Origin of the sequence: Pseudomonas sp. fls2-241-TYG-175, assembly GCF_030209155.1 — a bacterium.
In the GTDB taxonomy this organism is placed as follows: Bacteria; Pseudomonadota; Gammaproteobacteria; order Pseudomonadales; family Pseudomonadaceae; genus Aquipseudomonas; species Aquipseudomonas viridiflava.
Map to the genome: position 1 here is coordinate 1 of NZ_JARVSO010000017.1, position 26,635 is coordinate 26,635.

General features: G+C 61.2%; 23 protein-coding genes. 15 read left to right on the forward strand and 8 right to left on the reverse strand.

Annotated elements, in window-relative coordinates:
- Positions 1-217 precede the first annotated feature (217 nt).
- On the reverse strand, positions 218-931 hold the full coding sequence (locus tag QRN20_RS14025; RefSeq protein ID WP_029244110.1) for a 3'-5' exonuclease: 714 nt from the start codon (positions 929-931) through the stop codon (positions 218-220).
- A gap of 13 nt (positions 932-944) precedes the next feature.
- On the reverse strand, positions 945-2,879 hold the full coding sequence (locus QRN20_RS14030) for a DUF294 nucleotidyltransferase-like domain-containing protein (RefSeq protein ID WP_058432358.1): 1,935 nt from the start codon (positions 2,877-2,879) through the stop codon (positions 945-947).
- 229 nt (positions 2,880-3,108) lie between these two features.
- On the opposite strand from QRN20_RS14030, the gene QRN20_RS14035 reads away from it, so the two are divergent.
- Complete coding sequence (locus tag QRN20_RS14035; protein ID WP_004880150.1) at positions 3,109-3,552, forward strand: response regulator; 444 nt, start codon at positions 3,109-3,111, stop codon at positions 3,550-3,552.
- Positions 3,553-3,829: 277 nt separating this feature from the next.
- Here the strand turns inward: QRN20_RS14035 and QRN20_RS14040 are convergent, their stop codons facing one another.
- Positions 3,830-6,007, reverse strand: coding sequence for a malate synthase G (locus QRN20_RS14040; protein ID WP_122413380.1), 2,178 nt, complete (start codon positions 6,005-6,007; stop codon positions 3,830-3,832).
- Positions 6,008-6,318: 311 nt separating this feature from the next.
- Between QRN20_RS14040 and QRN20_RS14045 the strand changes: the two genes are divergently transcribed.
- Positions 6,319-6,846, forward strand: a complete 528-nt coding sequence (locus QRN20_RS14045) for a glycine cleavage system transcriptional repressor (protein WP_029244107.1) — start codon at positions 6,319-6,321, stop codon at positions 6,844-6,846.
- A gap of 213 nt (positions 6,847-7,059) precedes the next feature.
- On the opposite strand, the gene rarD is transcribed toward QRN20_RS14045, so the two are convergent.
- Positions 7,060-7,947, reverse strand: a complete 888-nt coding sequence (rarD, locus tag QRN20_RS14050; protein ID WP_043305520.1) for an EamA family transporter RarD — start codon at positions 7,945-7,947, stop codon at positions 7,060-7,062.
- Between the two features lie 344 nt (positions 7,948-8,291).
- The gene (locus tag QRN20_RS14055; protein ID WP_004880140.1) at positions 8,292-9,266 is read right to left on the reverse strand and encodes a serine/threonine protein kinase; all 975 of its coding nucleotides are present in this window, start codon (positions 9,264-9,266) and stop codon (positions 8,292-8,294) included.
- A 196-nt stretch (positions 9,267-9,462) separates the two neighbouring features.
- Between QRN20_RS14055 and QRN20_RS14060 the strand changes: the two genes are divergently transcribed.
- Genes QRN20_RS14060 through QRN20_RS14085 form a run of 6 tightly spaced genes read left to right on the forward strand, consistent with a single transcriptional unit; the run spans position 9,463 to position 15,014 of the window.
- The gene (locus QRN20_RS14060) at positions 9,463-10,482 is read left to right on the forward strand and encodes a substrate-binding domain-containing protein (protein WP_043305519.1); all 1,020 of its coding nucleotides are present in this window, start codon (positions 9,463-9,465) and stop codon (positions 10,480-10,482) included.
- Positions 10,466-11,467 carry an ABC transporter substrate-binding protein gene (locus QRN20_RS14065; protein ID WP_122605604.1) on the forward strand — a complete coding sequence of 334 codons (1,002 nt, stop codon included), beginning with the start codon at positions 10,466-10,468 and terminating at the stop codon, positions 11,465-11,467. The genes QRN20_RS14060 and QRN20_RS14065 overlap by 17 nt, the downstream gene beginning before the upstream one ends.
- The gene (locus QRN20_RS14070; RefSeq protein ID WP_025994828.1) at positions 11,467-12,336 is read left to right on the forward strand and encodes an ABC transporter permease; all 870 of its coding nucleotides are present in this window, start codon (positions 11,467-11,469) and stop codon (positions 12,334-12,336) included. Before QRN20_RS14065 ends, QRN20_RS14070 begins: the two co-directional genes overlap by 1 nt.
- Positions 12,333-13,127, forward strand: a complete 795-nt coding sequence (locus tag QRN20_RS14075) for an ABC transporter permease (RefSeq protein ID WP_122413377.1) — start codon at positions 12,333-12,335, stop codon at positions 13,125-13,127. Before QRN20_RS14070 ends, QRN20_RS14075 begins: the two co-directional genes overlap by 4 nt.
- Positions 13,124-14,155: an ABC transporter ATP-binding protein gene (locus QRN20_RS14080; protein WP_029244102.1), complete on the forward strand. Its 1,032-nt coding sequence runs from the start codon at positions 13,124-13,126 to the stop codon at positions 14,153-14,155. The genes QRN20_RS14075 and QRN20_RS14080 overlap by 4 nt, the downstream gene beginning before the upstream one ends.
- Positions 14,156-14,180: 25 nt before the next feature.
- Positions 14,181-15,014: a phosphodiesterase gene (locus QRN20_RS14085; RefSeq protein ID WP_285360608.1), complete on the forward strand. Its 834-nt coding sequence runs from the start codon at positions 14,181-14,183 to the stop codon at positions 15,012-15,014.
- Positions 15,015-15,444: 430 nt separating this feature from the next.
- Here the strand turns inward: QRN20_RS14085 and QRN20_RS14090 are convergent, their stop codons facing one another.
- The 3 genes from QRN20_RS14090 to QRN20_RS14100 all read right to left on the reverse strand — a co-directional run bounded on the left by QRN20_RS14090 (position 15,445) and on the right by QRN20_RS14100 (position 19,148).
- On the reverse strand, positions 15,445-17,346 hold the full coding sequence (locus tag QRN20_RS14090; RefSeq protein WP_285360639.1) for a PhoX family protein: 1,902 nt from the start codon (positions 17,344-17,346) through the stop codon (positions 15,445-15,447).
- A gap of 80 nt (positions 17,347-17,426) precedes the next feature.
- Positions 17,427-18,191, reverse strand: coding sequence for a TOBE domain-containing protein (locus QRN20_RS14095; protein WP_029244099.1), 765 nt, complete (start codon positions 18,189-18,191; stop codon positions 17,427-17,429).
- A 216-nt stretch (positions 18,192-18,407) separates the two neighbouring features.
- Complete coding sequence (locus tag QRN20_RS14100) at positions 18,408-19,148, reverse strand: ComF family protein (protein WP_096767416.1); 741 nt, start codon at positions 19,146-19,148, stop codon at positions 18,408-18,410.
- Positions 19,149-19,239: 91 nt separating this feature from the next.
- Between QRN20_RS14100 and bioB the strand changes: the two genes are divergently transcribed.
- The 7 genes from bioB to QRN20_RS14135 all read left to right on the forward strand — a co-directional run bounded on the left by bioB (position 19,240) and on the right by QRN20_RS14135 (position 26,350).
- Positions 19,240-20,298: a biotin synthase BioB gene (gene bioB, locus QRN20_RS14105; RefSeq protein WP_004880120.1), complete on the forward strand. Its 1,059-nt coding sequence runs from the start codon at positions 19,240-19,242 to the stop codon at positions 20,296-20,298.
- Between the two features lie 20 nt (positions 20,299-20,318).
- Positions 20,319-21,509, forward strand: coding sequence for an 8-amino-7-oxononanoate synthase (gene bioF / locus QRN20_RS14110; RefSeq protein WP_096767417.1), 1,191 nt, complete (start codon positions 20,319-20,321; stop codon positions 21,507-21,509).
- Positions 21,502-22,245, forward strand: a complete 744-nt coding sequence (locus QRN20_RS14115) for an alpha/beta fold hydrolase (RefSeq protein ID WP_029244096.1) — start codon at positions 21,502-21,504, stop codon at positions 22,243-22,245. Before bioF ends, QRN20_RS14115 begins: the two co-directional genes overlap by 8 nt.
- Complete coding sequence (gene bioC / locus QRN20_RS14120) at positions 22,238-23,047, forward strand: malonyl-ACP O-methyltransferase BioC (RefSeq protein WP_088234421.1); 810 nt, start codon at positions 22,238-22,240, stop codon at positions 23,045-23,047. The genes QRN20_RS14115 and bioC overlap by 8 nt, the downstream gene beginning before the upstream one ends.
- A gap of 33 nt (positions 23,048-23,080) precedes the next feature.
- Positions 23,081-23,764, forward strand: coding sequence for a dethiobiotin synthase (bioD, locus tag QRN20_RS14125; RefSeq protein WP_285360609.1), 684 nt, complete (start codon positions 23,081-23,083; stop codon positions 23,762-23,764).
- 149 nt (positions 23,765-23,913) lie between these two features.
- Positions 23,914-24,210 (forward strand): hypothetical protein, encoded by a 297-nt coding sequence (locus QRN20_RS14130; RefSeq protein ID WP_004880111.1) that lies wholly within the window; start codon positions 23,914-23,916, stop codon positions 24,208-24,210.
- Between the two features lie 334 nt (positions 24,211-24,544).
- Positions 24,545-26,350 carry a phenylacyl-CoA dehydrogenase gene (locus QRN20_RS14135; protein WP_025994839.1) on the forward strand — a complete coding sequence of 602 codons (1,806 nt, stop codon included), beginning with the start codon at positions 24,545-24,547 and terminating at the stop codon, positions 26,348-26,350.
- The last annotated feature ends 285 nt before the right edge of the window (positions 26,351-26,635 follow it).

Here is a 26,635-nt window from a genome sequence, read left to right on the forward strand (position 1 = left end):
AGGCGGCTTGCCGGCGATGCTTTTTCTGAAGCGACCTATCAGTGACTGAACGGACGCCATCGCCGGCAAGCCGCCTCCCACGGGGTATGCATTCATTCAGTCACTTTCGTTTTGCCCCCCGTTTTGCGCGTCTTGGGGACTTGTGTATAACGATGAGCGCACCCGCGTGGGAATGCAGCCCGGGACGCTCTGCGTCCAATGACGCCGCTTCACATGATCAAAACGAATGCGACTGCTTGCGCCTGCGCCACTGGCCCAGGCATTCCTCCAGACGAACCGGGCTGTCGATCTGTTGACGGCGGGCGTGGCTGAAGAGGATCAGAGCCAGTTCGGCGGTGACCAGTGCATCGGCGCTGGCGTTGTGGCGCTCTTCGGCGTGCAGGCCGAAGAAGCGGGTCCAGTCGTCCAGTCCAGCGTGGCGCAGATTGGCCTGCTCGCAGAGCATCGGCGCGATTTCCGCGACGTCGAAGAAAGGATGCTGCAGGCGGTAATTCAGGCTGTCTTTCAAAGCGCGCGACAGCATGTGCTGGTCGAACGGCGCATGAAACCCCAGCACCGGGCTATCGCCCAGAAATTCCATGAAGTCCAGCAGCGCCTCGACCGGCTCACTGCCCGCTGCAATCGCACTGGGTGCCAGGCCGTGAATCAACACCGCCGGGCTGACTTTGTGATCGATGCGCAACAGCGTGCGCTCGAATTGTTGGCCCAGATCGATGGCGCCGTCCTCGATCACCACCGCGCCGATGGACAGCACCTGGTCGCGGTTCATGTTAAGGCCGCTGGTTTCCAGATCCAGCACCACCCAGCGCTGCTGGCGCAATGGCTGGTCGCTCAGCTTCGCGCAGCTTGGCAGTGCGTTGAGCCGCTGCACCTGTTGGTTGTCCAGCGGTGCGGTTCTGGGGCGAGGCTTCAGCCAGTCGAACAGATTCATAGGACGTCGATATTCACAGTTGATAGCGCATTGTCAGGCTGGTTTGCAGACGCTGCGCCTGACGAAACGATTCACGCAGGATGCGCCGGTCCAGATGGTTCAGGGTGTCCGGATCGATGCGGTTGGAGTACGCCAGGTTCTGGCGGCTCTGCAATTGGTGCTGCTGCATGCGCGTCTGCTGGATGAAGTGATATGCCTCTTCATAGGCCGCACCGTCCAGCGGGTCGATGGCCTCACGCTCGACCAGTTGCCGCAGGCGCTCCAGGGTATTGTTGGCCCCGATGCCGTTGGCCAGCGCCAAGAGTCGCGCGCCATCCACGAACGGCGTCAGGCCTTCGGTTTTCAGGTCCAGCGTGTCTTTTTCGCTGCCCTTGCGGGCCAGCACGAAGTCCTTGAAACGGCCCACGGGCGGACGTTGGCGCAGTGCGTTTTCAGCCATCATGCGCTGGAACAGTTTGTTGTCCGCGACCTGCTCGAGAATGCCGCGACGCAGTTGCTCGCAGCCGCTTTCATCGCCCCAGACCACACGCAGGTCGAAGTAGATGCTCGAGGCCAGCAGATTCTCGGGTGTGGCTTCCCGAATGAACGACGCGAACCGTCGGGCCCATTCGGCGCGCGACAGACACAATTCAGGGTTGCTGGCCATGATGTTGCCTTTGCACAGCGTGAAGCCGCACTGCGCCAGACTCTGGTTGATCCGCTCGGCAATCGGCAGCAGCAGGGCGCGAATGCGAGCAGCTTCTGCGGCGTCGGCGGCCTCGAACAGAATGCCGTTGTCCTGATCGGTATGCAGCGTCTGCTCGCGTCGGCCTTCGCTGCCGAAGCACAGCCAACTGAACGGCACGCCGGGATCACCCTTTTCTTCGAGCGTCAGCTCGATGACCCGGCAGACGGTGTGGTCGTTGAGCAGTGTGATGATCTGCGTGATCTGAGTCGAAGAAGCACCGTGGGCCAGCATGCGATCGACCAGCTGAACGATATCGCCGCGCAGTCCGGTCAGCGCTTCGATGCGTGGCGCATTGCGAATGGTGCGCGCCAGATGCACCAGGTCGACCCGTTGCAGGGAGAACAGATCCCGCTCGGAAACAACGCCGCACAGGCGTCCATCCTTGACCAGACACACATGGGCAATGTGCCGCCCGGTCATCGCGATGGCTGCATCGAATGCACTTGCGTCGGGGCTCAGGTGAAAGGGTGACTGGCTCATGCTGTGGCGGATTTCTGCACCGAAGTCGGTAGAGACATCGGCGACTGCTTCGCGCAGATCACGCAGGGTGAAAATGCCCAGCGGCGCCTGACGTTCATCGACGATCACGATGCTGCCTACTTGCTGTTCATGCATCAGCTTGACGGCTTCACGCATCGGCATGTCGGGGCCACACATGACCGGGTGCCGCATGGCCAATTCGCCAAGGCGAGTGTTCAGGGAGTACTGCGTCCCCAGGGTTTCAGCGGCACGTTGCTGAACCTGCTGATTGACCTGATCCAGCAAACTGCTGACGCCGCGCAAGGCGAAGTCGCGAAAGGTCGTGGACAGTGCGAACAACTTGATGAACGCCTGCTTGTTCAGTTGCAGGCAAAACGTGTCTTCGGCGGCCAGATGCTCGGTGCGCGTGGCCCGTTCGCCCAGCAATGCCGCCAGTGGAAAACATTCGCCGGTGGTGATTTCAAAGGTGGTTTCAGTACCGCCTTTGGCAGAATGCGGACGTTCGCCTACCACTCGGCCCTGTTTGACGATATAAAAGTGCTCTACTGGCCCATCGCCAGGCTTGATGATGCTCTCATCGGCAGCGTAAAACCTGAGCTGACATTGCTCTACGAGGTAGGCCAGATGGGCGTTTTCCATCTGGTTGAAAGGCGGGAATCGTTGCAGGAACTGCATGGTGCCGTGAATGTTCTGCAGCACCGCTGTCTTGCCTGCCTGGGTGAAAGCGTCTGCTTTACTCATGAGCTGTTCCGCGTTCTTGTTATTGACGCTCATGGTCGGCCGCTTGCAGCACAGTGCCCATTGGACGTAAGTCTTACGCCTTTGCTGAACGTTATAGGTCACGCTGTTGCCAGAGAGTGGTGAACGAACGCACTGGAGCGCGAACGATCATTGGCCGGGAAGCCGACGAAATACAGTGCAGGTCTACTTTATCTGCTGTCGGATAGGTTCAGGGAATGATGAGATTGCGATGATTGACCACGACATATTGAGCGACGAAGAGCGCAGAGCCCTCACTGAGGTCATGCTGGAGCCTGACCGCGATGCGCCACAACGCGTGCTGATCGTCGATGACGACAACGACGCGCGCGAGCTGCTGGCCGAAATTCTCAGCCTCAACGACATCAGCTGCATGACAGCGTCGGATGTCGATGGGGCGCTTGAGCTGATCAGGACGCGTGAGTCCATCGGTCTCTTGATCACTGACCTGCGCATGGCGCCGTCGGATGGTCTGGACCTGATACGTCAGGTGCGAGAATCCGATCGCGCCGAATTGCCCATCATCATCGTTTCAGGCGACGCCAATGTGCGCGACGCCATCGATGCGATGCACCTGAACGTCGTTGATTTTCTGCTCAAGCCGCTCAACACCAAGCAACTGGTGAAGCTGATCAGGCGGGAACTGGGGATGTAACGGCTGCCTCGATGGCTCTGATACCGCGCTGTCTCGTAGCAAACACCGACCGTAGGAGCGCGCTTGCCCGCGATCTGCCGGGAACCGGCAGCAAAACCTGCACACGCGGTATGTCAGATGCAACCTTAGGGCCGCTGCGCAGCCCATCGCTGCCGTCGTAACCTCCGAGAGCTCCTACGCCCTTCGGGCAGAAACAGACGTGCGTACATTTCAGTAAATTACGGTTGGCGCGTGCGCCGCCAGGGCCTGAGCCCTGGAGCGCGGTTTACCTGCGGCGTTACTGAGCGTTTTTAGCCTTGAACTCGCGACGACGACGATGCAGCACCGGCTCGGTGTAGCCGTTCGGCTGGCGAGTGCCTTCGATCACCAGTTCAACCGCTGCCTGGAAGGCAATATTGCCGTCGAAGTCCGGAGCCAGTGGACGATACAGCGCATCGCCTGCGTTCTGCCGATCCACCACCGGCGCCATGCGCTTGAGGCTTTCCAGCACCTGCGCTTCAGTGACCACGCCATGGCGCAGCCAGTTGGCCATGTGCTGGCTGGAGATGCGCAGCGTCGCGCGGTCTTCCATCAGGCCGATGTCGTTGATATCCGGCACCTTCGAGCAGCCTACGCCCTGATCGATCCAGCGCACCACGTAACCCAGAATGCCCTGCGCGTTGTTGTCCAGTTCGTTCTGGATTTCTTCAGGCGTCCAGTTGGTATCAGGCGCGAGCGGGATGGTCAGGATGTCGTCCACAGACGCCGGCTCGCGCTGAGCCAGTTCGGCCTGACGGGCGAACACATCGACCTTGTGATAGTGCAGCGTATGCAAGGCAGCAGCCGTCGGCGAAGGCACCCAAGCGGTGTTGGCACCGGCCAGCGGGTGAGCGATTTTCTGCTCCAGCATCGCAGCCATCAGGTCAGGCATCGCCCACATGCCCTTGCCGATCTGCGCCTTGCCTTGCAGGCCGCATTTCAGGCCGATGTCGACGTTGGAGTTCTCGTAGGCCGCGATCCATTTTTCGGCTTTCATCTGCGCCTTGCGCACCACCGGACCTGCTTCCATCGAGGTGTGAATTTCATCGCCCGTGCGGTCCAGGAAACCGGTGTTGATGAACACCACGCGCTCGCTGGCAGCCTGGATGCAGGCCTTGAGGTTCACCGTGGTGCGGCGTTCCTCGTCCATGATCCCGACTTTCAGTGTGTTGCGTGGCAGGCCCAGTACCTGTTCGACACGGCCGAACAACTCGTTGGTAAACGCCGCTTCTTCCGGGCCGTGCATTTTCGGTTTGACGATGTACATCGAGCCGCGACGGCTGTTGCTGCGCGTGGTGTTGCCGTTGAGGTTGTGCATCGCCGCGAGGCTGGTCAGCAGACCGTCGAGGATGCCTTCTGGCACTTCGTTACCGTTTTTGTCCAGAATCGCATCAATGGTCATCAGGTGACCGACGTTGCGGATGAACAGCAGCGAGCGTCCGTGCAGCGTCACTTCGCCGCCAGCAGGCGTGGTGTAGACGCGGTCCGGGTTCATGGTGCGGGTGAAGGTTTCGCCGCCCTTGGACACCGACTCGGCCAGATCGCCTTTCATCAGGCCCAGCCAGTTGCGATACACGACGACCTTGTCGTCGGCATCGACCGCAGCGATGGAGTCTTCGCAGTCCATGATGGTAGTCAGCGCGGCTTCCATCAGGATGTCTTTCACGCCTGCAGGGTCGGTCTGTCCGACGGGGCTGGACGCGTCGATCTGTATTTCGAAATGCAGGCCATTGTGTTCGAGCAGCACGGCGATCGGTGCCGAGGCATCGCCCTGGAATCCGATCAGTTGTGAGTCGTTCCTGAGGCCGGTGTTGCTGCCGCCCTTGAGGCTGACCACCAGCTTGCCGTCGATCATTCTGTAGGCGGTCGATTCAACGTGCGAGCCCGCTGACAGCGGTGCCGCTTCATCAAGGAAGGCGCGGGCGAAGGCAATGACCTTGTCGCCACGTACCTTGTTGTAGCCTTTGCCCTTCTCGGCGCCACCCGCTTCGCTGATGGCATCGGTGCCATAGAGCGCGTCGTACAGCGAGCCCCAACGGGCGTTGGATGCGTTGAGCGCAAAGCGTGCGTTCATCACCGGCACGACCAGTTGCGGGCCAGCCATGGTGGCGATTTCTTCATCGACGTTTTGCGTCGTGATCTGGAAGTCCGCCGCTTCTGGCAGCAAATAACCGATTTCCTGAAGGAATGCCTTGTAAGACGAGGCGTCGTGGGCCTGTCCGGCGTGGGACTGATGCCAGGCATCGATTCTGGCCTGCAAGTCGTCACGTTTTTCGAGAAGAGCGCGGTTTTTCGGAGCGAGGTCGTGGATCAGTGGGTCCGCACCGGCCCAGAACGCATCGACACTAAGGCCGGTTCCGGGAATGGCTTCGTTCTGTACGAAGTCATACAGGGCTTTGGCGACCCGCAGGCCACCGACTTGAACGTACTCAGTCATTGCACTTGCCTCACTCTGCTCAGCAGGGTCGAGCTCACTCAAGGAGCGCTCTGTTATTGGTTTTGGTGTTATGTAGTGCGCGCCGCGAAATACTACATGAGCGGCAGCCTTGTGAAAACGCTGGTGAATATGTCACTAAAGCGACTGGATTGTCTTATCCGGTCACGCTTTCTGCGCGCTGTGCTCTAAAGCTGTCTGGATTGTTCCACACGTCGTGTTGAACGGTACACGATTTGCCATTCGCGGTCCGCTGCGCAACCGTGCCTATACTCATCCAACCCTTGCATTGTGAACAACAAGAGGAATTGATCGTGGATCATCTCGTCGTAACGCTGGTTGCACCTGACAAGCCCGGACTGGTCGAGCGTATTGCCCAATGCATCGCCGAGCAGGGTGGCAACTGGCTGGAGAGCCGCATGTCCCGCATGGCCGGGCAGTTCGCGGGCATTCTGAAAGTGGGCGTGGAACCTGAAAAGTACGATGACCTGATCGCCGCGCTGAATGCGCTTTCGGCCCATGGCATCCGCATGCTGCTCGCCGAAAGCGTGGTCGAGACCACTGGCCAGACCCGACCGATCAGCATGGAACTGGTCGGCAACGACCGCGCGGGTATCGTGCGTGACATCACCCGTGTGCTGGCGGAGCAGGGCGTCAACGTCGAACGGCTGATCACCGATGTATCGCCTGCGCCCATGAGCAGCGAACTGCTGTTTCATGCCGATGCGTTGCTCGGCGTGCCGTTGAGCCTGTCGCTGGACGACCTGCAGGCACGGTTGGAAACACTGGCGGATGACCTGATGGTGGAGTTGGTGTTGCGTTCAGAAGACAAACCACGCTGAGGCTTATCCACGCTTATCCTGCACCTGCCTGTGGATAAGCTGGGGGAATCGCGTTGCACGCCATGTGTAGCGCGGCTTTGCGAGAACTGATCAAAAATTCAACAGTTTCAACGGCTTGTGCACAAATAGCGTGAGCCTGCCTGTGGATAACCGTTGGAGAACCCTTTGCAGGCCACGTAGAACGTGGCTTGCAAGGTTCTGTATGTTTTTTGATCAGCTTCGGCGGCGCAGACTCAGCCAGGCGTCGATGCTGTAAATCGCAAGACCCGCCCAGATGCAGGCGAAGGTGACAATGGTGCTGGCGTTCATGTGCTCGTCGTAAAGCAGCACGGCCAGCAACAGGACCAGTGTCGGTGCCAGATACTGAAGAAAGCCCAGCGTGGTGTAAGGCAGATGTCGGGCTGCGGCGTTGAAGCACACCAGCGGGATCAGCGTGACCGGGCCTGCGGCTGCCAGCCAGATGGCCTGAGAGGTGGTCCAGAACTCGGCCTGGGCACTCAGCGCGCCCGAATTGAGCGCCAGCCAGATCAGTGCCAGCGGCACCAGCATCCAGGTTTCCACGACCAGCCCGGGCAGGGCTGCGACCGGGGCTTTCTTGCGGATCAGCCCGTAGAAGCCGAATGTCAGCGGTAGCACCAGCGAGACCCACGGCAGATTGCCGACCTGCCAGACCTGCTGCGCCACCCCGGCTGCGGCAAAACCCACTGCCAGCCATTGCAGACGCCTGAGCCGTTCACCCAGCAGCACCATGCCGAGCAGCACGTTGACCAGCGGATTGATGTAATACCCAAGACTGGCTTCGACCATGCGCCCGTTGTTCACCGCCCACACGTACACAATCCAGTTGGCTGCGATTAACGAACCGCTGAGTGCCAGCACCGCGAGGCGTTTCGGGTTGTCTCGCAGTTCGCGCCACCAGCCGGGGTGTTTCCAGAACATCAGCACGATCGAGCCGAACAGCGCCGACCAGAGCACCCGGTGAATGATGATCTCGATGGCCGGAACGGCGGCGATGGCTTTGAAGTAGATGGGGAACAGGCCCCAGATGGTGTAAGCACTCAGGCCGAGAATGTATCCGCGACGCGGATTGGCAGCTTGCATGGGTCGTCCCTTAAAAGCAGGTTTTTATAAGTGTTTCATCGTGCCCGCGCACAGTGCTCATGGTTATACACACGTCCGCCTCGACACTGATCGTGCCCATCGCTCCGCGTGGGCATGCCTCCCGTGACGCTCCGCGTCACAAATGGCACAGACTGAGGATTCAGTGAGCCGAGCGCATGACGTGGATAACGCTGGAGCCTGGGCGCGTATCTGCGCCACATTCGAGAGCGGACGCGGAGCATCCTGGGAAGCATTCCCACGCAGAGCGTGGGAACGATCATCATCGTATTCCTCCAGGAGGATTTGTGTATAACGCTGAGCGCGTGAGAACGATCATTGAGTGTTCAAAACAGCTTCAGTGGCTCCTCGTTCAACGCCGACATCTGTTCGCGCAGGGCCAGAATGTGGTCGCCCCAGTAACGTTCGGTGCCGAACCAGGGGAAGCTGTGCGGGAAGGCCGGGTCATCCCAGCGGCGCGCCAGCCAGGCGCTGTAGTGCATCAGGCGCAGGGCGCGTAGCGGCTCGATCAGAGCCAGTTCGCGCGGGTCGAAATCGTGGAATTCGTTGTAGCCGTCCATCAGCTCTGACAGTTGTCCGAGACGTTCCTGGCGATCACCGGCCAGCATCATCCAGACGTCCTGCACCGCAGGCCCCATGCGACAGTCGTCCAGGTCGACGATGTGGAACACTTCGTCGCGGCACATCATGTTGCCGGGGTGGCAGTCGCCGTGCATGCGGATGTTGGTGTGCGGAGTTGCCGCGTAGACATCCTCGACCCGCTTGAGCAGGTCGCGCGCCACGGACTCGTAGGCGGGCAACAGGCTGCGTGGAATGCAGTCGTTTTCCAGCAGGTAGTTGACCGAGTCATTGCCAAAATTCTTCACGCCCAGCGCTTCACGGTGCGCGAACGGCTTGGTTGCACCGACGGCATGGATGCGGCCCAGCAACTGGCCCAGGCGGTACAACTGATCGAGATTGCCCGGCTCGGGGGCGCGTCCGCCACGACGTGGGAACAGGGTGAAGCGAAAGCCTGCATGCTCGAACAGGGTTTCACCGTTGTGCACCATGGGCGCAACCACGGGTACTTCGACTGCGGTCAGCTCCTGCGTGAAGCTGTGCTCTTCGAGAATCGCCTCGTTGGTCCAGCGTTGCGGGCGGTAGAACTTGGCGATCAGCGGCTGGCCGTCTTCGATACCGACCTGATACACCCGGTTTTCATAACTGTTGAGCGCCAGGATGCGCGCATCACTGAGAAAACCGATGCTTTCGACGGCATCGAGGACGAGATCGGGAGTAAGTGTTGCGAACGGATGAGCCATGACTACTCCTGCGCGCAGCAGGTTGCCGCGTCGGACCGCTGATGTTAACGCAGACCGGTCCCGGTTCGCCAAAGCCCTGATGGTTTATCTGCGCAAGCATTCGATTGTCACCAAACGTTCATCGTCCGTTCTCTGTTCAGCCATATGGGATCACTAGAGTCGCCGCCAATGAGATCGATCTCAAAAAGGGGCGACAATGACGGATCTGAAAGCGGTTGCGCGACTGGCCGGGGTTTCCCGGGCCACGGCTGCCCGCGCCTTTGCGACGCCCGATGTGGTGCGCTCCGACACGCGTGAAAAAATATTCGTCGCAGCACGCGAGCTGGGCTTCCGTCCGAACCGGCTGGGCCGTCAGTTGCGCCTGCAGACCACCAACCTGATCGGCGTGGTCGTTCCCAACCTTCATAACCCGGTCTTCGCCGAACAGTTTCAGGCAATGGAAAGCGCCGCCCGTCGTCGCGGGTACAACCTGCTGCTGGTCACCACTGATTACGCCAGCGAGCGTGAAAGCGACGTGGTGGAAGAGCTGTTGCGCCAGCGGGTCGACGGACTGGTGCTGACGGTGACTGACGCTGAGCACAATCAGGTCCTGCAAAGTCTGATCAATGAAGACACGCCCTTCGTGCTCGCCTACCACCAGACCAGCAACCCGGATTACAGCGCGGTGTCGGTGGATAACCGGGCAGGCATGGCGCTAGCCACACACCATTTGATCGAACTCGGGCACTCGCGCATCGCCATGGTCGCGGGTCCGGCCATGCAGTCCGACCGTGCGCGCCTGCGTTACGCGGGCTATGGCGATGCGATGCTCGCGAAGGGTCTTCAACAATTGCCGGTCATTGAAATGCCGGCTCACACCCAGGCTGATTTCGCCGCAATCGAGCCTCTGTTGCGCGGTCCCGACGCGCCGACAGCGCTGGTCTGTTCCAACGACCTGCTGGCCATCAGCCTGATTGCCGAACTGCGGCGCAACGGTCTGGAGGTTCCCGGCCGCGTTTCGGTGATGGGCTTCGATGGCATTGCGCTGGGCACCCAGATGCATCCGACCTTGTGCACTGTCGTTCAGCCCATTGCCGAGCTGGCGCACACCCTTATTGATCAATTGCTGGCGCAGATCGCTGGATCTGCGCCGGTTTCCCACTGCCTGCCGTGCCATATCCGGCCCGGTGAAAGTACCCAGTCCTATCAGGAGACGCTTCATGCTCAGCTTCAGTAAAACCCTCGCGGCACTGTTGTTGTGTGGCGCGGCCAGCCTCGCTCAGGCCGCCGAAACCGCGATTTGCTACAACTGCCCGCCCGAGTGGGCGGACTGGGGCTCGCAGCTCAAGGCCATCGCCGACAGCACCGGCGTGCAGGTGCCGCTCGACAACAAGAACTCCGGGCAGGCGCTGGCGCAGATCGTCGCCGAACAGGCTGCGCCGGTTGCAGACGTGGTGTATTACGGCGTGACTTTCGGTCTGCAGGCGCAGAAGGCCGGGGTGGTCGACACCTACAAGCCCAAACACTGGGAAGATATTCCGGCTGGCCTGAAAGACCCGGCAGGACATTGGTTCGCCATTCACTCCGGCACGTTGGGCATCATGGTCAACGTCGACGCACTGGGCGGCCTGCCTGTGCCGCAGAGCTGGGCAGACCTGCTCAAGCCTGAATACAAGGGCATGGTCGGCTACCTTGATCCGTCCAGCGCGTTCGTGGGTTACGTTTCCGCTGTGGCGATCAACCAGGCAATGGGCGGCACGCTGGACAACTTCGCGCCTGCCATCGACTACTTCCAGAAACTGGCGAAAAACTCGCCCATCGTGCCCAAGCAAACGGCCTATGCCCGCGTGCTGTCCGGTGAGTTGCCAATCCTGGTCGACTACGACTTCAACGCCTATCGCGCCCGCTACAAGGACAAGGCCAACGTTGCGTTTGTGATTCCCAAGGAAGGCACTATCGGCGTGCCTTACGTGATGAGTCTGGTGGCCAAGGCGCCGCATCGCGACAACGCCGAGAAGGTACTGGATTTCGTGCTGTCCGACGAAGGTCAGGCGCTGTGGGCCAAGGCCTATCTGCGTCCGGTGCGCTCGAACATGCCTGCCGAGGTGGCCGCGCAGTTCCTCCCGGACAGCGACTATGCCCGCGCAGGCGTGGTGGATTACCAGCACATGGCGGCGGTGCAGGAAGCTTTCGCGGCCCGTTACCTGCGTGAGGTGAAGTAATGTCAGCCTCGCTGGGAGACGCCGTTGTTTTGCGTTCGAGCGGATTGTCCAGGCTGCGCCTGCGCCCGACCGCTGCCGTGGCGCTTGCCCCGGCGATGGCCGTGCTGGTGGCGTTCTGGCTGCTGCCGCTGACGCACCTGATCGTGCTCGGTGCGCAGGGCAACGAGGTGGATGGCAGCGGTTACTGGCAAGTGCTGAGCAGCGCTCAATACATGGGCAGTCTGGCGCAGACCTGTGTGCTGGCTGCCGTGGTGACACTGGCCGCCTTGCTGGTCGGTGGAATCAGCGGTGTGTTTCTTGCCCGCAATCAGTTCTTCGGCCGCTCCGCGCTGGTCGCGCTGCTGACCTTTCCTCTGGCGTTTCCTGGCGTGGTGGTGGGTTTTCTGGTGATCCTGCTGGCGGGTCGGCAAGGCATCTTTGCCGCGCTCGGCCTGGAACTGGCAGGTGAACGGTGGATCTTCGCCTATTCGCTGACCGGCCTGTTCATCGGCTACCTGTACTTCTCGATTCCGCGGGTGATCCTCACGGTCATGGCGGCCTGTGAAAGTCTGGACCGGAGTCTTGAGGAAGCAGCGCATTCGCTGGGCGCAGGACACTGGCGTGTGGTGTGCGACGTGATTGTGCCGGGCCTGATGCCTGCGTTGGTGTCCTGCGGCGCGATCTGCTTTGCGACGTCCATGGGCGCATTCGGTACGGCGTTCACGCTGGGCACACGCCTGAATGTCACGCCGGTGGCGATCTATAACGTGTTCACCAACTACGCCAACTTCACGGTCGCCGCTGCGTTGTCGGTGATCCTCGGCCTGGTGACCTGGGCGGTGCTGTTGCTGGCGCGCCGTCTGGTCAAGAATTCGGGGATTGCCCTGTGAAACGTTCGCCTCTGTTTGCTGCGCAGTTGCTGTTCACCCTGTTGGTCTGCGCGTTCATGCTGGTGCCCGTGGTGCTTTCGCTGCTGGCGGGCCTGACGCGCAATTACTTTCAAGGTCTGTCCAGCGGACTGACCTTCGACTGGCTGGTGCAGGTCTGGCAGGCCTATTCGCCGACCGTCTGGCTGTCGCTGCAACTGGCCGTGGCCTGTGCGCTGTGCGTCTGCCTGATCGGCGTACCCGCCGCATATGCGCTGGTGCGTATGAATAACCGCTTCAGCCGCGCCTTCGAGGAGCTGATGGTGTTGCCCGTCGCCATGCCGGGTCTGGCCAGTGCTCTGGCATTGCTGCTGACCTACGGGCAATTCGGCAGCTTTCGCGGCAGTTGGCTGTTCATTCTGGTTGGCCATGTGCTGTTCACCCTACCGTTTCTGGTACGTCCGGTAATGGCTGTGATGCAGCGCCAGCAACTGCCGGTGCTTGAGGAGGCGGCGGCAAGCCTGGGTGCCGGACCGATCAAGCGCTTCTTCAGCGTGGTGGTGCCCAACTGCCGCGCCGGGATTCTGGCCGGCGTGCTGATGGTGGTGACGTTGTCGCTGGGCGAATTCAACCTGACCTGGATGCTGCACACCCCCATGACCAAGACCCTGCCGGTCGGTCTGGCCGACAGTTACGCGTCGGCGCGGCTGGAAGTGGCCAGCGCCTACACCCTTCTTTTTCTGTTGCTGATTGTGCCGCTGCTGATTGCGTTGCAGGCCATCAGCACCCGTCTTGCCCGAGGAGACAGCCGATGAGCGGCACGACCATACGCCTGAAGGGCTGCCGCAAGGCATTTGCCGACGGCACCGTTGCTGTACAGGACCTGCACCTGACCATTGAACCCGGCGAAACGCTGGCGATTCTCGGCCCGTCGGGCTGCGGTAAAACCACCACGTTACGCCTGATCGCCGGGCTTGAGCGTCCGGATGTCGGTCAGGTGTTGTTCGACGATCAGGACATGACGCGTCTGCCCATCGAACGGCGTGATGTCGGCATGGTGTTCCAGAACTACGCGCTGTTTCCCAACCTCGATGTGGCGGGCAATATCGTCTACGGCTTGAAGATTCGCGGCCTGTCCCACGCCGAGCGCAACAAGCGCTGTGATGAGTTGCTTGAACTGGTCGGCCTGACCGATCACGGCAAGCGCCGCATTCATGAGCTGTCCGGCGGGCAACGTCAGCGCGTTGCCCTGGCACGTGCGCTGGCACCGCGGCCTCGGGTGTTGCTGCTCGACGAACCGCTGGCCGCGCTGGACGCACAACTGCGCGAGCGTCTGCGCAGCGAGCTGGATCAACTGTTGCGTGGGCTGGGCATCACCTCGGTTTTCGTGACCCACGATCAGGGCGAAGCGATGGCCTTGGGTGACCGGATTTTGGTCATGGACAAGGGCTGTGTTTCGCAACTGGCGACCCCGAGGGAAATCTACCAGCAGCCCGCCAACGCGTTCGTGGCCGGGTTCGTTGGCAACCTCAATGCGTTCAGCGTGCTTGGGCGTACCGAGTCAGGCCTGAAGGTCACGGGTGGTGAGTTGCCATGGTCGGGCGTCGATTTGCCGGGCACGGTGTATTGCCGTCCCGAGCACCTGCGCCTGACGTCCGTAGGCGGGCAGTTGCAAGGCCGGTTGGTCGGTCAGTTCTTTCAGGGCGCGCAGAGTCGTCTGCTGGTGGACGTCGGCGGCACTCAGCCGTTGCTGGTCGACAGCCCGGACAACCTGATCCACGCAGCAGGCGCGCATCTTGGCTTGAATGTCGATCCGCAAGTGTTGTTCACCCTGCATTCGTAAGCCGTTTTTCTGTCGAGAAATTATTTTGAATCGTCCGTTTCTTATTGCCCAGATCAGTGACCTGCACCTCAAGGCCGATGGCCGTCTGACCTACGGGGTCGTCGACACACTGGGCGCGTTGCGCCGCGCTGTCGAACACATCAATGCCAGCAAGCAGCGCCCGGATATTGTGGTGATCAGCGGCGATCTGGTGGACTTCGGCAGGGCCGATGAATACGCCGTGCTCAGGCCGGAGTTGGAGCGTCTGCAGATGCCGTTCTATCTGGTACCCGGCAATCACGACGACCGCGAGCATTTGCTGGCTGCGTTTGCCGATCACGTGTACCTGCCGCTGTCCGCAGACGGTCCGCTGGACTGGGTGGTCGAGCAGCATCCGGTGCGTCTGATCGGCCTGGATTCGACCATCCCCGGCGAGCATGGCGGGCAACTCGATTATTGCCAGCTTGACTGGCTGAACGCTCAACTGTCGCGTCGCCCCGATGTACCGACGGTGATCATCCTTCATCACCCGCCGTTCGTGTCCGGCATTGGTCACATGGATCACAAGCCGTTCGGCCACGCGATGGAGCTGGAGCGGGTCATCGCCCGGCACCCGCAGGTGGAGCGTCTGTTGTGCGGGCATTTGCACCGGCCGATGCAGCGTCGTTTCGGTGGCAGCCTGACCTGCGTCTGCCCCGGCACTTCACACCAGATCGTGCTCGACCTGGACGAAGCCGCGCCTGCGCATTTCAATCTGGAACCTGCGGGTTACGTACTGCACCGCTGGCATCCTCAGGAAGGGCTGGTCAGCCACAACGCCGTGTTCGGGGAATATGAAGGGCCGTATCCGTTCTACGATGCGAATGGATTGATTGACTGAGGTTGGTCAGGCTTGATCCTGCCAATGCTCCGCGTTGGCATGCATCCCGTGACGCTCCGCGTCACAAATGGCACGGATTGCGGATTCAGTTAGCCGGGCGCATGACGTGGATAACGCTGGAGCCTGGGCACACATCTGCGCCACATTCGAGAGCGGACGCGGAGCGTCCTGGGAGGCATTCCCACGCGGAGCGTGAGGAACGATCATCAAATCCGCCTCACCACTGATCGTGCCAATGCTCCGCGTTGGCATGCATCCCGTGACGCTCCGCGTCACAAATGGCACAGGCTGAGGATTCAGTGAGCCGGGCGCATGACGCGGATAACGCTGGAGCCTGGGCATATATCTGCGCCACATTCGAGAGCGGACGCGGAGCGTCCTGGGAGGCGTTCCCACGCAGTGGGAACGATCATCACGATCAGTGACTGCGTCAGGCGCCGATGACGCCGCCGTCCTGGCGGGTGATCACCATTACCGATGAGCGCGGTTTGCCGTTGGGCAGGTGCTCGGGGAAGGTCGAACCGCCGTTCTCACCGGGGTGCTGAACGCCGATGAACATCGTGCGATAGTCCGGCGCGAAGCTGATGCCGGTGATTTCGCAGCCGACCGGCCCGACCAGAAAGCGGCGGATTTCACCGGTGGCCGGGTCGGCGCAGAGCATCTGGTTGTTGCCCATGCCTGCGAAATCACCCTTGTTGCTGGAGTCGCCATCGGTCTGGATCCACAGGCGACCGGCAGCATCGAAGCTCAGGCCGTCCGGGCTGTTGAACATGTTCTGCGGGGTGATGTTGCTGGAGCCACCCTGCGGCGTACCCGGATGCACGGTCGGGTTGCCCGCGACCACGAACAGGTCCCACTCGAACGTCAGGGATGAGGCGTTATCCTTCGTTTCACGCCAGCGCAGGATCTGCCCGTACTGGTTCTTGGCCCGTGGGTTCGGACCACCGACCGGCTGACTATCCTCGCCGCGCTTGGCGTTGTTGGTCAGGGTGCAATAGACCTGGCCATCCTTGGGGCTGACCACAATCCATTCCGGGCGGTCCATGCGCGTGGCTTTCACGACGCTGGCGGCTAGCCGCGCGTGGATCAGTACTTCAGCCTGATTGTTGAAACCGTTGGTTGCGTCGAGCCCGTTCTTGCCATGGGTCAACTCGATCCACTGACCCTTGCCTTTCGGGTGGTCCGGGTTGTTGTCGCCACCGTCGAACTGCGCCACGTACAGCGTGCCGTGGTCCAGCATGTTGCGGTTGTTCTTCGGATTGATGCGATCGATCCTGTTGCGGCTGACGAACTTGTAGATGAACTCGCCGCGCTCGTCATCGCCCATGTACACCACGGCACGGCCGCTCTTGGTCAGAGTAAAGGCGGCATTCTCGTGCTTGAAGCGACCCAGCGCGGTGCGTTTGACCGGCATGGAGTCGGGCTCGAACGGATCGATCTCGACCACCCAGCCGTGACGGTTTATCTCGTTGGGGTTCTTGGCGACGTCGAAGCGCGGGTTGTACAGGTGCCAGTTGTTATCCCGGCTGGCAACTGTCACGCCATAGCGCTTCATGCCTGCATCGAAGACCTGATCAGGATTAGTGCTGCCGAAGCAGTCGGTGAAGTTCTCTTCGCACGTCAGGTAAGTGCCCCACGGCGTCTTGCCGTTGGCGCAGTTCTGAAAGGTGCCCAGCACGCGGGTGCCGGTTCTGTCGGCTTCGGTTTTGAGCCACTCATGGCCAGCGGCCGGGCCGCTCACTTTGATCGGCGTGTTGCCGTGAATGCGACGGTTGTAGCGCGAGCCCTGCACGAACTGCCATTTGCCGTTCTTCTGCTGGACTTCGATCACTGAAACGCCTTCGGCGGCCAGGGCCTTGCGCACGTCTTCGGCCGATTGCGGCGTCTGGCCGTGATCGAAGAGGTAGCGATAGTTGGTGTATTCGTTGTTGATCGCCATCAGCGCGCGATCCTTGCGGCCGCGCATCGGGAACAGGCTCATGCCGTCGTTGTTGTCGCCGAACTGCACTTCCTGCGCTCGGGCGGAGCCTTTGCCGCTCGGATCGAACGCCGGGCCGCCCGCCTCCAGCGGCTGGCCCCAGCTGATCAATACGGAGGAGGTGTAGCCCGTCGGCAGGCTGATGCTGTCGGCGGTGGCGGCGGGAATGCTTTCAAAACCCAGCAGTCTGCGGGAAGCCGAGCTGACGCCTTCGGCCAGTGCGCTACGGGTCAACAGGTTGCCGCCCAGAAACATCGCAGCGCCGCACAGGGCGCCCGCGCTGATGAAGCCCCGGCGGGTGAGACCGACCATGTTTTCCAGATCGGTGGACTGATTTTCTTCTAATAGTTTCATCATCACGGCTCCCACAAATGTGGTGGCTACCTTAAAGCGCGTGTATGACGGAATTGTGTCGTAACAATGGCCCTGAATCGCTAGAGCGGCGTGCCCAGCAGAACCAGCGAAGGCGCGAAGCGGACCTGCACCGGATTGCCGGTTTCCAGCTGTTGTGTGTGCAACACGTCACGGCTCGCCAGGGCGCACAGCGTATGGCCGCTGGGCAGGAAGATGCGCACTTCGCTGGGACCGTCTTCGGCGTCGATCACTTCTTCGATCTGTCCGAAAAGGCAATTGTTTCCCGATGTTTCAGAGTGGCTGGTTGCGAACAATTCCAGCCACCCGGCCTTGATCAGGGCGACGACCTCAGTCCCGACAGTCAGCTCCATGCGCAGGCTGCTGTCGTGAGTGATTTGCGCGTCGATGAACACCTCGTCCGCGAGGCGCAGGCGAACCGTGTCGTTATGGCCTTGCCGGGTGATGCTCACGATCCGCCCCAGCAATTGGTTGCGCGCGCTGGTGCGCAGGGTCAGGCGGTTGAGCAGGTCGAGGTCGCTGCTGTCTTCGGCGGCTTCCAGCACCTGCGCCTGAAGTGCCTGAACCCGTTGATAAAGCCGCAGCACCCGCTCGCCCTCTGCCGACAACTTCGCACCACCGCCGCCGCGTCCGCCAACGCTGCGCTCGACCAGCGGCTTCTGCGCCAGATTGTTCAACTCGTCGATGGCGTCCCACGCCGCCTTGTAACTCAGCCCCGCGCTCTTGGCCGCACGGGTGATCGAACCCTGCTCGTCAATGTGCTGCAACAGCGCAATACGTTGCGGGCGGCGGGCCATGTGTTGGGTGAGGAGGGGGGGTAACGGCATGGTGATTGAACGCTCTGGCAGGTGGCGCGAGTGTAAAACATCTGATGGTTCCCATGCCCTGTGTTCGCTTCGTCAACTTCACGCTGATCGTTCCCACTCCAGCGTGGTAACGCCTCTCGGGACGCTCCGCGTCTGCTGTTGACGCTGTTGATGTGAGGCAGAGCGTCACGGCTGCATGTGCACGCGAAGCATGGGCACGATCGGTGTGCTGGAGATCTATGACCCCTCCACCGGCTTGGGCGTTCTGGCCAGGCAGTAGACGTCCACCCGGCTGGCACCTGCACCGGTCAATAAACGGGCAATCACGTCGGCGGTGGAGCCGGTGGTCAGTACGTCGTCCACCAGGGCGATATGCTTGCCGCGCAGCCATTCGGCATCCACCAGAGCGAACGCCCCGCGCAGGTTGCGCTTGCGTGCCTTGGCATCCAGACCCTGTTGATTGGGCGTGTCACGGATTCGCAGCACATGGCGCTCATCCATCGGCAGTTGAAGTTCTTTACTCAGCCAGGCGGCGAGCATGGCAGCCTGGTTGTAACCTCGCTGGCGAAAGCGTTTGCTGGCGAGCGGTACAGGCACAAGATAATCAGGGCGTGCCAGTCCTTCGTCAAAACGATGCTGTAGAAACTGCCCAAGCAGTTCAGCCATCAACCGCCCCATGGGCCATTTGCCGTTGTGCTTGAAGCGGGTGATCAGACTGTCAACCGGGAAGTCATACAGCCAGGGCGCGACCACCTGAGTGAAGGCTGGCGGCTTTCTGATGCACTGCGCGCAGCTCATGCCGAACATCGGCAAGGGCAGGGCGCAGCACTCGCATTGGTCGCCGAGCCACGGCAGCTCGGTTTCGCACGGCATGCAAATGGGCAACGCGACATCGCTGCGTTCATCGCATAACAAACAGTTCTGTTTGTTTTTTAACCAGATGTAAACCTCGTGCTTGTGGTTTGGTTGACAGCGCATCGCTCTTCCTTAAATATGCCGAACATCCGTGTAGCGCTTGTGGTCTTTTCGTCCCCGCGCTCAGCCCCCAGAATCACAAAGGAGCCGCCCGATGAGCGCCAGCATCACCGCCACTCTGCGTCACGACTGGACTTTAGCCGAGGTCAAGGCGCTGTTCGTACAGCCATTCAATGACCTGCTGTTTCAGGCGCAGAGCGTGCACCGCGCTCATTTCGACGCCAACCGCGTTCAGGTTTCGACCCTGCTGTCGATCAAGACCGGTGCCTGCCCCGAGGACTGCAAGTACTGCCCGCAGTCCGGTCACTACAACACCGGCCTGGAAAAGGAAAAGCTGCTCGAAGTCCAGAAAGTGCTGGAAGAAGCCGCTCGCGCCAAGGCCATCGGCTCGACCCGTTTCTGCATGGGCGCGGCGTGGAAGCATCCGTCGGCCAAAGACATGCCGTACGTGCTGGAGATGGTCAAAGGCGTGAAGGCGATGGGCCTGGAAACCTGCATGACCCTCGGCCGTCTGGATCAGGACCAGACTGCCGCGCTGGCGTCCGCCGGCCTGGATTACTACAACCACAACCTGGACACCTCGCCCGAGTTCTACGGCAGCATCATCACCACCCGTACCTACGGCGAGCGTCTGCAAACCCTGGCTTACGTGCGCGATGCCGGAATGAAGATCTGCTCGGGTGGCATTCTGGGCATGGGCGAGTCGCTCGATGACCGCGCCGGTCTCCTGATTCAGTTGGCCAATCTGCCGGAGCATCCCGAGTCGGTACCGATCAACATGCTGGTGAAGGTCGCCGGTACGCCGCTGGAAAACGCCGAAGATGTCGATCCGTTCGACTTCATCCGCATGCTGGCGGTGGCGCGGATTCTGATGCCCAAATCCCACGTGCGCCTGTCCGCTGGCCGTGAGGCGATGAATGAGCAGATGCAGGCGCTGGCGTTCCTTGCCGGTGCCAACTCGATTTTCTACGGCGACAAACTGCTGACCACCGCCAACCCGCAGGCCGACAAGGACATGCTGCTGTTCTCCCGTCTGGGCATCAAGCCGGAAGCGGGCGAAGAGCATCCTGACGAAGTGCATCAGGCCGCCATCGAGCAGGCGCTGGTCGAGCAGCAAAGCAGTGCGCTGTTCTACGACGCAGCGTCTGCCTGACCCTCTGGAGCGGAGCCTGCATGTCTTTCGATCTGCGTACCCGACTCAAGGCGCGCCGCAACGAACATCTCTATCGCCAGCGACCCCTGCTTGAGACCCCGCAAGGGCCGCAGGTGGTGGTCGATGGCAAGCCGCTGCTGGCCTTCTGCAACAACGACTACATGGGGCTGGCCAATCATCCCGAGGTGATTGCCGCGTGGCAGGCGGGGGCCGAGCGCTGGGGTGTCGGCGGCGGAGCCTCGCATCTGGTGATTGGCCACAGCACGCCGCACCATGCGCTGGAAGAAGCCTTGGCCGAACTGACCGGTCGGCCGCGCGCCCTGTTGTTCTCCAACGGCTACATGGCCAATCTCGGCACTGTCACAGCGTTGGTGGGTCAGGGCGATACCGTGCTGGAAGACCGTCTGAACCACGCCTCGCTGCTGGACGCCGGTCTGCTCAGTGGCGCGCGGTTTTCCCGTTATCTGCACAACGACGTGGCAAGCCTCGATTCCCGGCTGGAGAACGCCGTGGGCGATACGCTGGTGGTGACCGACGGCGTGTTCAGCATGGACGGCGACGTGGCCGACCTGCCTGCTTTGTCACGTGCCGCCAAGGCCAAAGGCGCGTGGCTGATGGTTGATGATGCGCATGGCTTCGGTCCGCTGGGCGCCAACGGTGCCGGGCTTGTCGAGCATTTCGGCCTGAGCATGGAGGATGTGCCGGTGCTGATTGGTACGCTCGGCAAATCTTTCGGCACGTCCGGGGCTTTCGTGGCGGGCAGTGAAGAGCTGATCGAAACCCTCATCCAGTTCGCCCGGCCCTACATCTACACCACCAGCCAGCCGCCTGCGCTGGCCTGCGCGACGCTTAAAAGCCTGGAGCTGCTGCGCACCGAGCATTGGCGTCGCGAACATCTGACCAACCTGATCCGCCAATTCCGTCACGGCGCAGAGCAATTGGGCCTGCAACTGATGGACAGCTTCACACCCATCCAGCCGATTCTGATCGGCGATGCCGGACGTGCCTTGCGCCTGTCGCAACTGCTGCGCGAGCGTGGCGTGATGGTGACTGCCATTCGCCCGCCCACCGTGCCTGTTGGCAGCGCGCGTCTGCGAGTGACACTGTCGGCGGCGCACACCGAGGCGCAAGTGCAGCTATTGTTGAATGCACTGGAGCAGTGTTACCCGCTGCTGGACGCGGTTGAATCCATGGAGCCCGATCATGCGTGATCGTCTGATCCTGCTGCCGGGCTGGGGCCTGGGTGTTTCGCCACTTGAACCGCTGGCGGCTGCGTTGCGCGGGCTGGACGAACATTTGCGCGTCGAGGTCGAACCGCTTCCGGACATCGACAGCTGTGAGCTGAACGACTGGCTCGATGAGCTGGACGCCAACCTTCCCGACGACGCCTGGCTGGGCGGCTGGTCATTGGGCGGCATGCTCGCGGGAGAGTTGGCGGCCCGGCGCGGCGAACGCTGTTGCGGTCTGTTCACGCTGGCCAGCAATGCCTGTTTCGTCACGCAGGGTGCCTGGCCGCATGCGATGCCTGCGCAGGACTTCGAAGCGTTTCTGGCAGGTTGCGCTGCCGACCCTGATGCAACCCTCAAGCGCTTCAGTCTGCTGTGCACCCAAGGTGCGGAAGACCCACGCGGTCTGGCCCGACTGCTCAAGGCCGGCGCGCCGCATACCTCGCCCACTGCGCTGGTTGACGGGCTGAAGATCCTGCAGCAACTCGACACGCGAAGTGCCTTGCAGACCTATCGTGGACCCCAGTTACATCTGTTTGCCGGGCTCGATGCGTTCGTACCGGCCGAAGCTGCGGGCGATCTGCTGGACCTGTTGCCGGATGTTGAAGTCGGCGTGATCGAACAGGCCAGCCACGCCTTCCTTCTGGAAAACCCCCATGGCGTGGCCGCTGCGATCCAGGCTTTTCTACATGAATCGGAACACGAGTCGGACCATGACTGACCTTTCACACGCCGTGCTGTCGGCAGGTCTGCCTGACAAGCGTCAGGTCGCGGCCTCATTTTCCCGCGCAGCGGGCAGTTACGACAGCGTCGCTGAATTGCAGCGCGCCGTCGGGCATGAGCTGATGTCCCGCTTGCCAACCGAATGCGCTCCCTCACGCTGGCTGGATGTGGGCAGCGGAACGGGCTATTTCAGCCGCGTACTGGCGCAGAGATTCGACGCCAGCGAAGGTGTCGCGCTGGACATCGCCGAAGGCATGCTGCGTCACGCTCAACCTTTGGGCGGCGCCCGGCATTTCGTGGCAGGCGATGCCGAACGCATGCCATTGGCCGATGAAGCCTGCGAGCTGATTTTCTCCAGCCTGGCGGTGCAGTGGTGCGCGGACTTCAGGGCTGTGCTGAGTGAAGCGTTTCGAGTGCTGAAGCCGGGCGGGGTGTTTGCCTTCGCCAGCCTGTGCACAGGAACGTTGTATGAACTGCGCGAAAGCTGGCAGGCCGTTGATGGTCGGGTGCATGTGAACCGCTTTCGGCGCGAGGACGACTATCGTCAGTTGTGCGCAGCCAGCGGTTTGAGCGTCAGCAGCCTTGAAGTGCGTCCGCATGTGCTGCATTACCCGGACGTGCGTAGCCTGACCCATGAACTGAAAGCGCTGGGCGCCCACAACCTCAACCCCGGACGGCCCAGCGGCTTGACGGGGCGCGAACGGATTCTGGGCTTGGTGCGGGCGTACGAGCGCTTTCGCCAGAACGCAGGGCTGCCCGCCACCTATCAGGTGGTCTATGCGGTACTTGAAAAACCCTGACCGGGTTCACTTCATAAAGGGAAGAACGCCGAGATGAGCGCTGCGTATTTCATCACCGGAACTGACACGGATGCTGGCAAGACTACGGTTGCAGCCGGTCTGCTGCATGCCGCACGACTGAGCGGCTTGAGCACGGCGGCAGGCAAACCGGTTGCATCAGGCTGTATTGTCACGCCCCAGGGGCTGCGCAACTCCGACGCGCTGGCGTTGCAGGCCGAATGCTCCATCACGTTGAGCTATGACGAAGTCAATCCGGTGGCCTTCGAGCCCGCGATCGCGCCTCATCTGGCCGCGCGTGAGGCGGGTGTGGCACTGACCGTTCGTTCCCTGCTGCAACCGATGCAGCACATCCTGAGCAAACAGGCGGACTTCACCTTGATAGAAGGTGCGGGAGGCTGGCGCGTGCCGCTGGCCGATCAGAGCAACCTGTCTGACCTCGCCATTGCCTTGGGGCTGCCGGTGATTCTGGTGGTTGGCGTGCGCCTCGGCTGCATCAACCATGCGCTGCTGACGGCCGAGGCGATTGCCAGAGACGGGCTGCACCTTGCAGGCTGGGTCGCCAACATCATTGATGGCAAGACGTCGCGGCTGGAAGAAAACCTCGCCACGCTGGCCGAGCGTCTTCCGGCGCCGTGCCTTGGGCGTGTGCCACGGCTCAAGAATCCCGACGCCGAAAATGTGGCGCAATGTCTGCATCTGGAGCTGCTCGACGCATAGCGCAGCTATCTCATTGACTCGCCTGAATGTTTTGATTGTTCAAGGCTCAGGCTATTAACAGGCCTAGTGCCATTAGTCTATTTGTCGAGCATTTACCCGCCGTTACTGGTTCAATGGTTTTGTTCGCTATTTGAACCGAGGATCGGCTTATGCAAATCACCATGAACAACACCCTTTACCCAGGTCTGAGCGCCATGCAGGTCGGGCAAAGCCGTGTCGATCAGGCAGCCACGCAGATCGCCAGCAGCAACATCGAAGTGTCGGGTCGGAGCCAGTCTTCGGACTTCCAGCTCGAGAACCTGCGTTCGGTCGATCGAAGCCAGCGCTCCGACCTGCCCGCCAACATCGTCGAACTGGCGGCTGGCAAATCGCAGATCGAAGCTGGACTTGCTGCGCAGAGAGCCAGTAATGAAGCCTTGGGCACGCTGATCGATACCTACGCCTGACCCCTTTTCTGTAATTCTCGCGCCGTGCCTTTCGTGCACGGCGTCATGCGCTGAATCTCCCCTTATCACGATCCTGTATCGCCGCTGCAACCCCTTGCCGCTCAACTAGACTCCACACAATCGTTTACATAACGCCGCTTTCCGTTGCCTGCGTGGTCTGCAGCGCATCGTGGACGAATGGTGCGTGCGCCGCTATTGACAAGGTTTGGGCGTAAACGTATGTTTCAAACACCTGTTTGACCGTAAGGCATACGAGATTGTCTTCTTCTGGGAGCATGCTTCCAGTCACCGCCCGGTCATTCGTTCCAGGATTCATCAGCAGAGGTTAATCGCTATGCCTGATTACAAGGCCCCCTTGCGTGATATTCGTTTCGTTCGTGACGAACTGCTCGGCTACGAAGCGCACTATCAGAGTCTGCCAGCCTGCCAGGACGCTACCCCGGATATGGTTGACGCCATTCTCGAGGAGGGCGCCAAGTTCTGTGAGCAAGTACTGGCTCCGCTGAATCGGGTAGGCGATATCGAAGGCTGTACCTGGAGCGAAACCGGCGTAAAGACGCCGACCGGTTTCAAGGAAGCGTACAAACAGTTTGTCGAAGGCGGCTGGCCGAGCCTGGCGCATGACGTCGAGCACGGCGGTCAGGGCCTCCCTGAATCGCTGGGTCTGGCAGTCAGCGAGATGGTCGGTGAAGCGAACTGGTCGTGGGGCATGTACCCAGGCCTGTCGCATGGTGCGATGAACACCATTTCCGAACACGGTACGCCCGAGCAGCAAGAGGCCTACCTGACCAAACTGGTGTCTGGCGAATGGACCGGCACCATGTGCCTGACCGAGCCTCACTGCGGCACCGACCTTGGCATGCTGCGCACCAAGGCCGAGCCTCAGGCTGACGGCACTTACAAGGTCTCCGGCACCAAGATCTTCATTTCCGCTGGCGAACACGACATGGCCGATAACATCGTCCACATCGTGCTAGCCCGCCTGCCGGATGCTCCGGCTGGCACCAAAGGCATCTCGCTGTTCATCGTGCCCAAGTTCCTCTCGTCTGCCGATGGCGGCGTCGGTGAGCGCAACGCAGTGAACTGCGGTTCCATCGAACACAAGATGGGCATTCACGGCAACGCCACCTGCGTGATGAACTTCGACGGCGCTACCGGTTACCTGATCGGCCCGGCGAACAAAGGCCTGAACTGCATGTTCACCTTCATGAACACGGCGCGTCTGGGCACTGCATTGCAGGGTCTGGCTCACGCTGAGCTGGCGTTCCAGGGGGGCTTGAAATACGCCCGTGAGCGCCTGCAGATGCGTTCGTTGACCGGCCCTAAGGCACCTGAAAAGGCGGCTGACCCGATCATCGTTCACCCTGACGTGCGTCGCATGCTGCTGACCATGAAGGCGTTCGCCGAAGGCACACGCGCCATGGTGTACTTCACAGCCAAGCAGGTCGACATCGTCAAGTACAGCGAAGATGCCGATCAGAAGAAAGCAGCCGATGCGCTGCTGGCCTTCATGACCCCGATCGCCAAGGCGTTCATGACTGAAGTGGGTTTCGAAGCCGCCAACCACGGCGTGCAGATCTACGGCGGCCACGGCTTCATCGCCGAGTGGGGCATGGAGCAGAACGTTCGCGACAGCCGTATTTCGATGCTGTACGAAGGCACCACCGGTATCCAGGCACTCGACCTGCTGGGTCGCAAGGTGCTGATGACCCAGGGCGAAGCGCTCAAGGGCTTTACCAAAATCGTGCACAAGTTCTGCCAGGCTAACGAAGGCAACGAGTCCGTTCAGGAATTCGTGGCTCCGCTGGCAGCGCTGAACAAGGAGTGGGGCGAACTGACCATGAAAGTGGGCATGGCCGCCATGAAGGACCGTGAAGAAGTCGGCGCTGCTTCGGTCGACTACGTGATGTACTCGGGTTACGCCTGCCTCGCCTACTTCTGGGCAGACATGGCGCGTCTGGCGGCCGAGAAGCTGGCAGCCGGTACGTCGGACGAGGCGTTCTACCGCGCCAAGATCCAGACCGCGCGGTTCTACTTCCAGCGCATCCTGCCGCGCACCCGCACTCACGTCGCCACCATGCTGTCCGGTGCTGGCAACCTGATGGAAATGAAAGAGGAAGATTTCGGCTTGGCTTACTGAGTCCGGTCCGAGTCACCCAGGCCGCCTGATCGCTGATCAGGCGGCTTTTTTTGGTCCCGGATTTGATCGTGCCCATGACACTCTGCGTCACATTGAGAGCGAACGCGGAGCGTCTTGGGAGGCGTTACCACGCAGAGCGTGGGAACGATCATGCTCTCGGTATTGATCGTGCCCATGCTCCGCGTGGGTATGTAGCCCGGGACGCTCCGCGTCCCAAATGGTCGGGTCACAGGGATTTCAGCGTGTACACCGGACGCTGAGCGTGTGGAACGATCAGACGCCGTC

Coding starts and splice junctions, on each gene's coding strand:
- rarD (WP_043305520.1), bottom strand. CDS start 7,947: ATGCAAGCTGCCAATCCGCGTCGCGGATACATTCTCGGCCTGAGTGCT.
- QRN20_RS14055 (WP_004880140.1), bottom strand. CDS start 9,266: ATGGCTCATCCGTTCGCAACACTTACTCCCGATCTCGTCCTCGATGCC.
- bioB (WP_004880120.1), top strand. CDS start 19,240: ATGAGCGCCAGCATCACCGCCACTCTGCGTCACGACTGGACTTTAGCC.
- QRN20_RS14100 (WP_096767416.1), bottom strand. CDS start 19,148: ATGCGCTGTCAACCAAACCACAAGCACGAGGTTTACATCTGGTTAAAA.
- bioF (WP_096767417.1), top strand. CDS start 20,319: ATGTCTTTCGATCTGCGTACCCGACTCAAGGCGCGCCGCAACGAACAT.
- bioC (WP_088234421.1), top strand. CDS start 22,238: ATGACTGACCTTTCACACGCCGTGCTGTCGGCAGGTCTGCCTGACAAG.
- QRN20_RS14070 (WP_025994828.1), top strand. CDS start 11,467: ATGTCAGCCTCGCTGGGAGACGCCGTTGTTTTGCGTTCGAGCGGATTG.
- QRN20_RS14025 (WP_029244110.1), bottom strand. CDS start 931: ATGAATCTGTTCGACTGGCTGAAGCCTCGCCCCAGAACCGCACCGCTG.
- QRN20_RS14040 (WP_122413380.1), bottom strand. CDS start 6,007: ATGACTGAGTACGTTCAAGTCGGTGGCCTGCGGGTCGCCAAAGCCCTG.
- QRN20_RS14080 (WP_029244102.1), top strand. CDS start 13,124: ATGAGCGGCACGACCATACGCCTGAAGGGCTGCCGCAAGGCATTTGCC.
- QRN20_RS14115 (WP_029244096.1), top strand. CDS start 21,502: ATGCGTGATCGTCTGATCCTGCTGCCGGGCTGGGGCCTGGGTGTTTCG.
- QRN20_RS14130 (WP_004880111.1), top strand. CDS start 23,914: ATGCAAATCACCATGAACAACACCCTTTACCCAGGTCTGAGCGCCATG.
- bioD (WP_285360609.1), top strand. CDS start 23,081: ATGAGCGCTGCGTATTTCATCACCGGAACTGACACGGATGCTGGCAAG.
- QRN20_RS14030 (WP_058432358.1), bottom strand. CDS start 2,879: ATGAGTAAAGCAGACGCTTTCACCCAGGCAGGCAAGACAGCGGTGCTG.
- QRN20_RS14065 (WP_122605604.1), top strand. CDS start 10,466: ATGCTCAGCTTCAGTAAAACCCTCGCGGCACTGTTGTTGTGTGGCGCG.
- QRN20_RS14095 (WP_029244099.1), bottom strand. CDS start 18,191: ATGCCGTTACCCCCCCTCCTCACCCAACACATGGCCCGCCGCCCGCAA.
- QRN20_RS14035 (WP_004880150.1), top strand. CDS start 3,109: ATGATTGACCACGACATATTGAGCGACGAAGAGCGCAGAGCCCTCACT.
- QRN20_RS14060 (WP_043305519.1), top strand. CDS start 9,463: ATGACGGATCTGAAAGCGGTTGCGCGACTGGCCGGGGTTTCCCGGGCC.
- QRN20_RS14135 (WP_025994839.1), top strand. CDS start 24,545: ATGCCTGATTACAAGGCCCCCTTGCGTGATATTCGTTTCGTTCGTGAC.
- QRN20_RS14090 (WP_285360639.1), bottom strand. CDS start 17,346: ATGAAACTATTAGAAGAAAATCAGTCCACCGATCTGGAAAACATGGTC.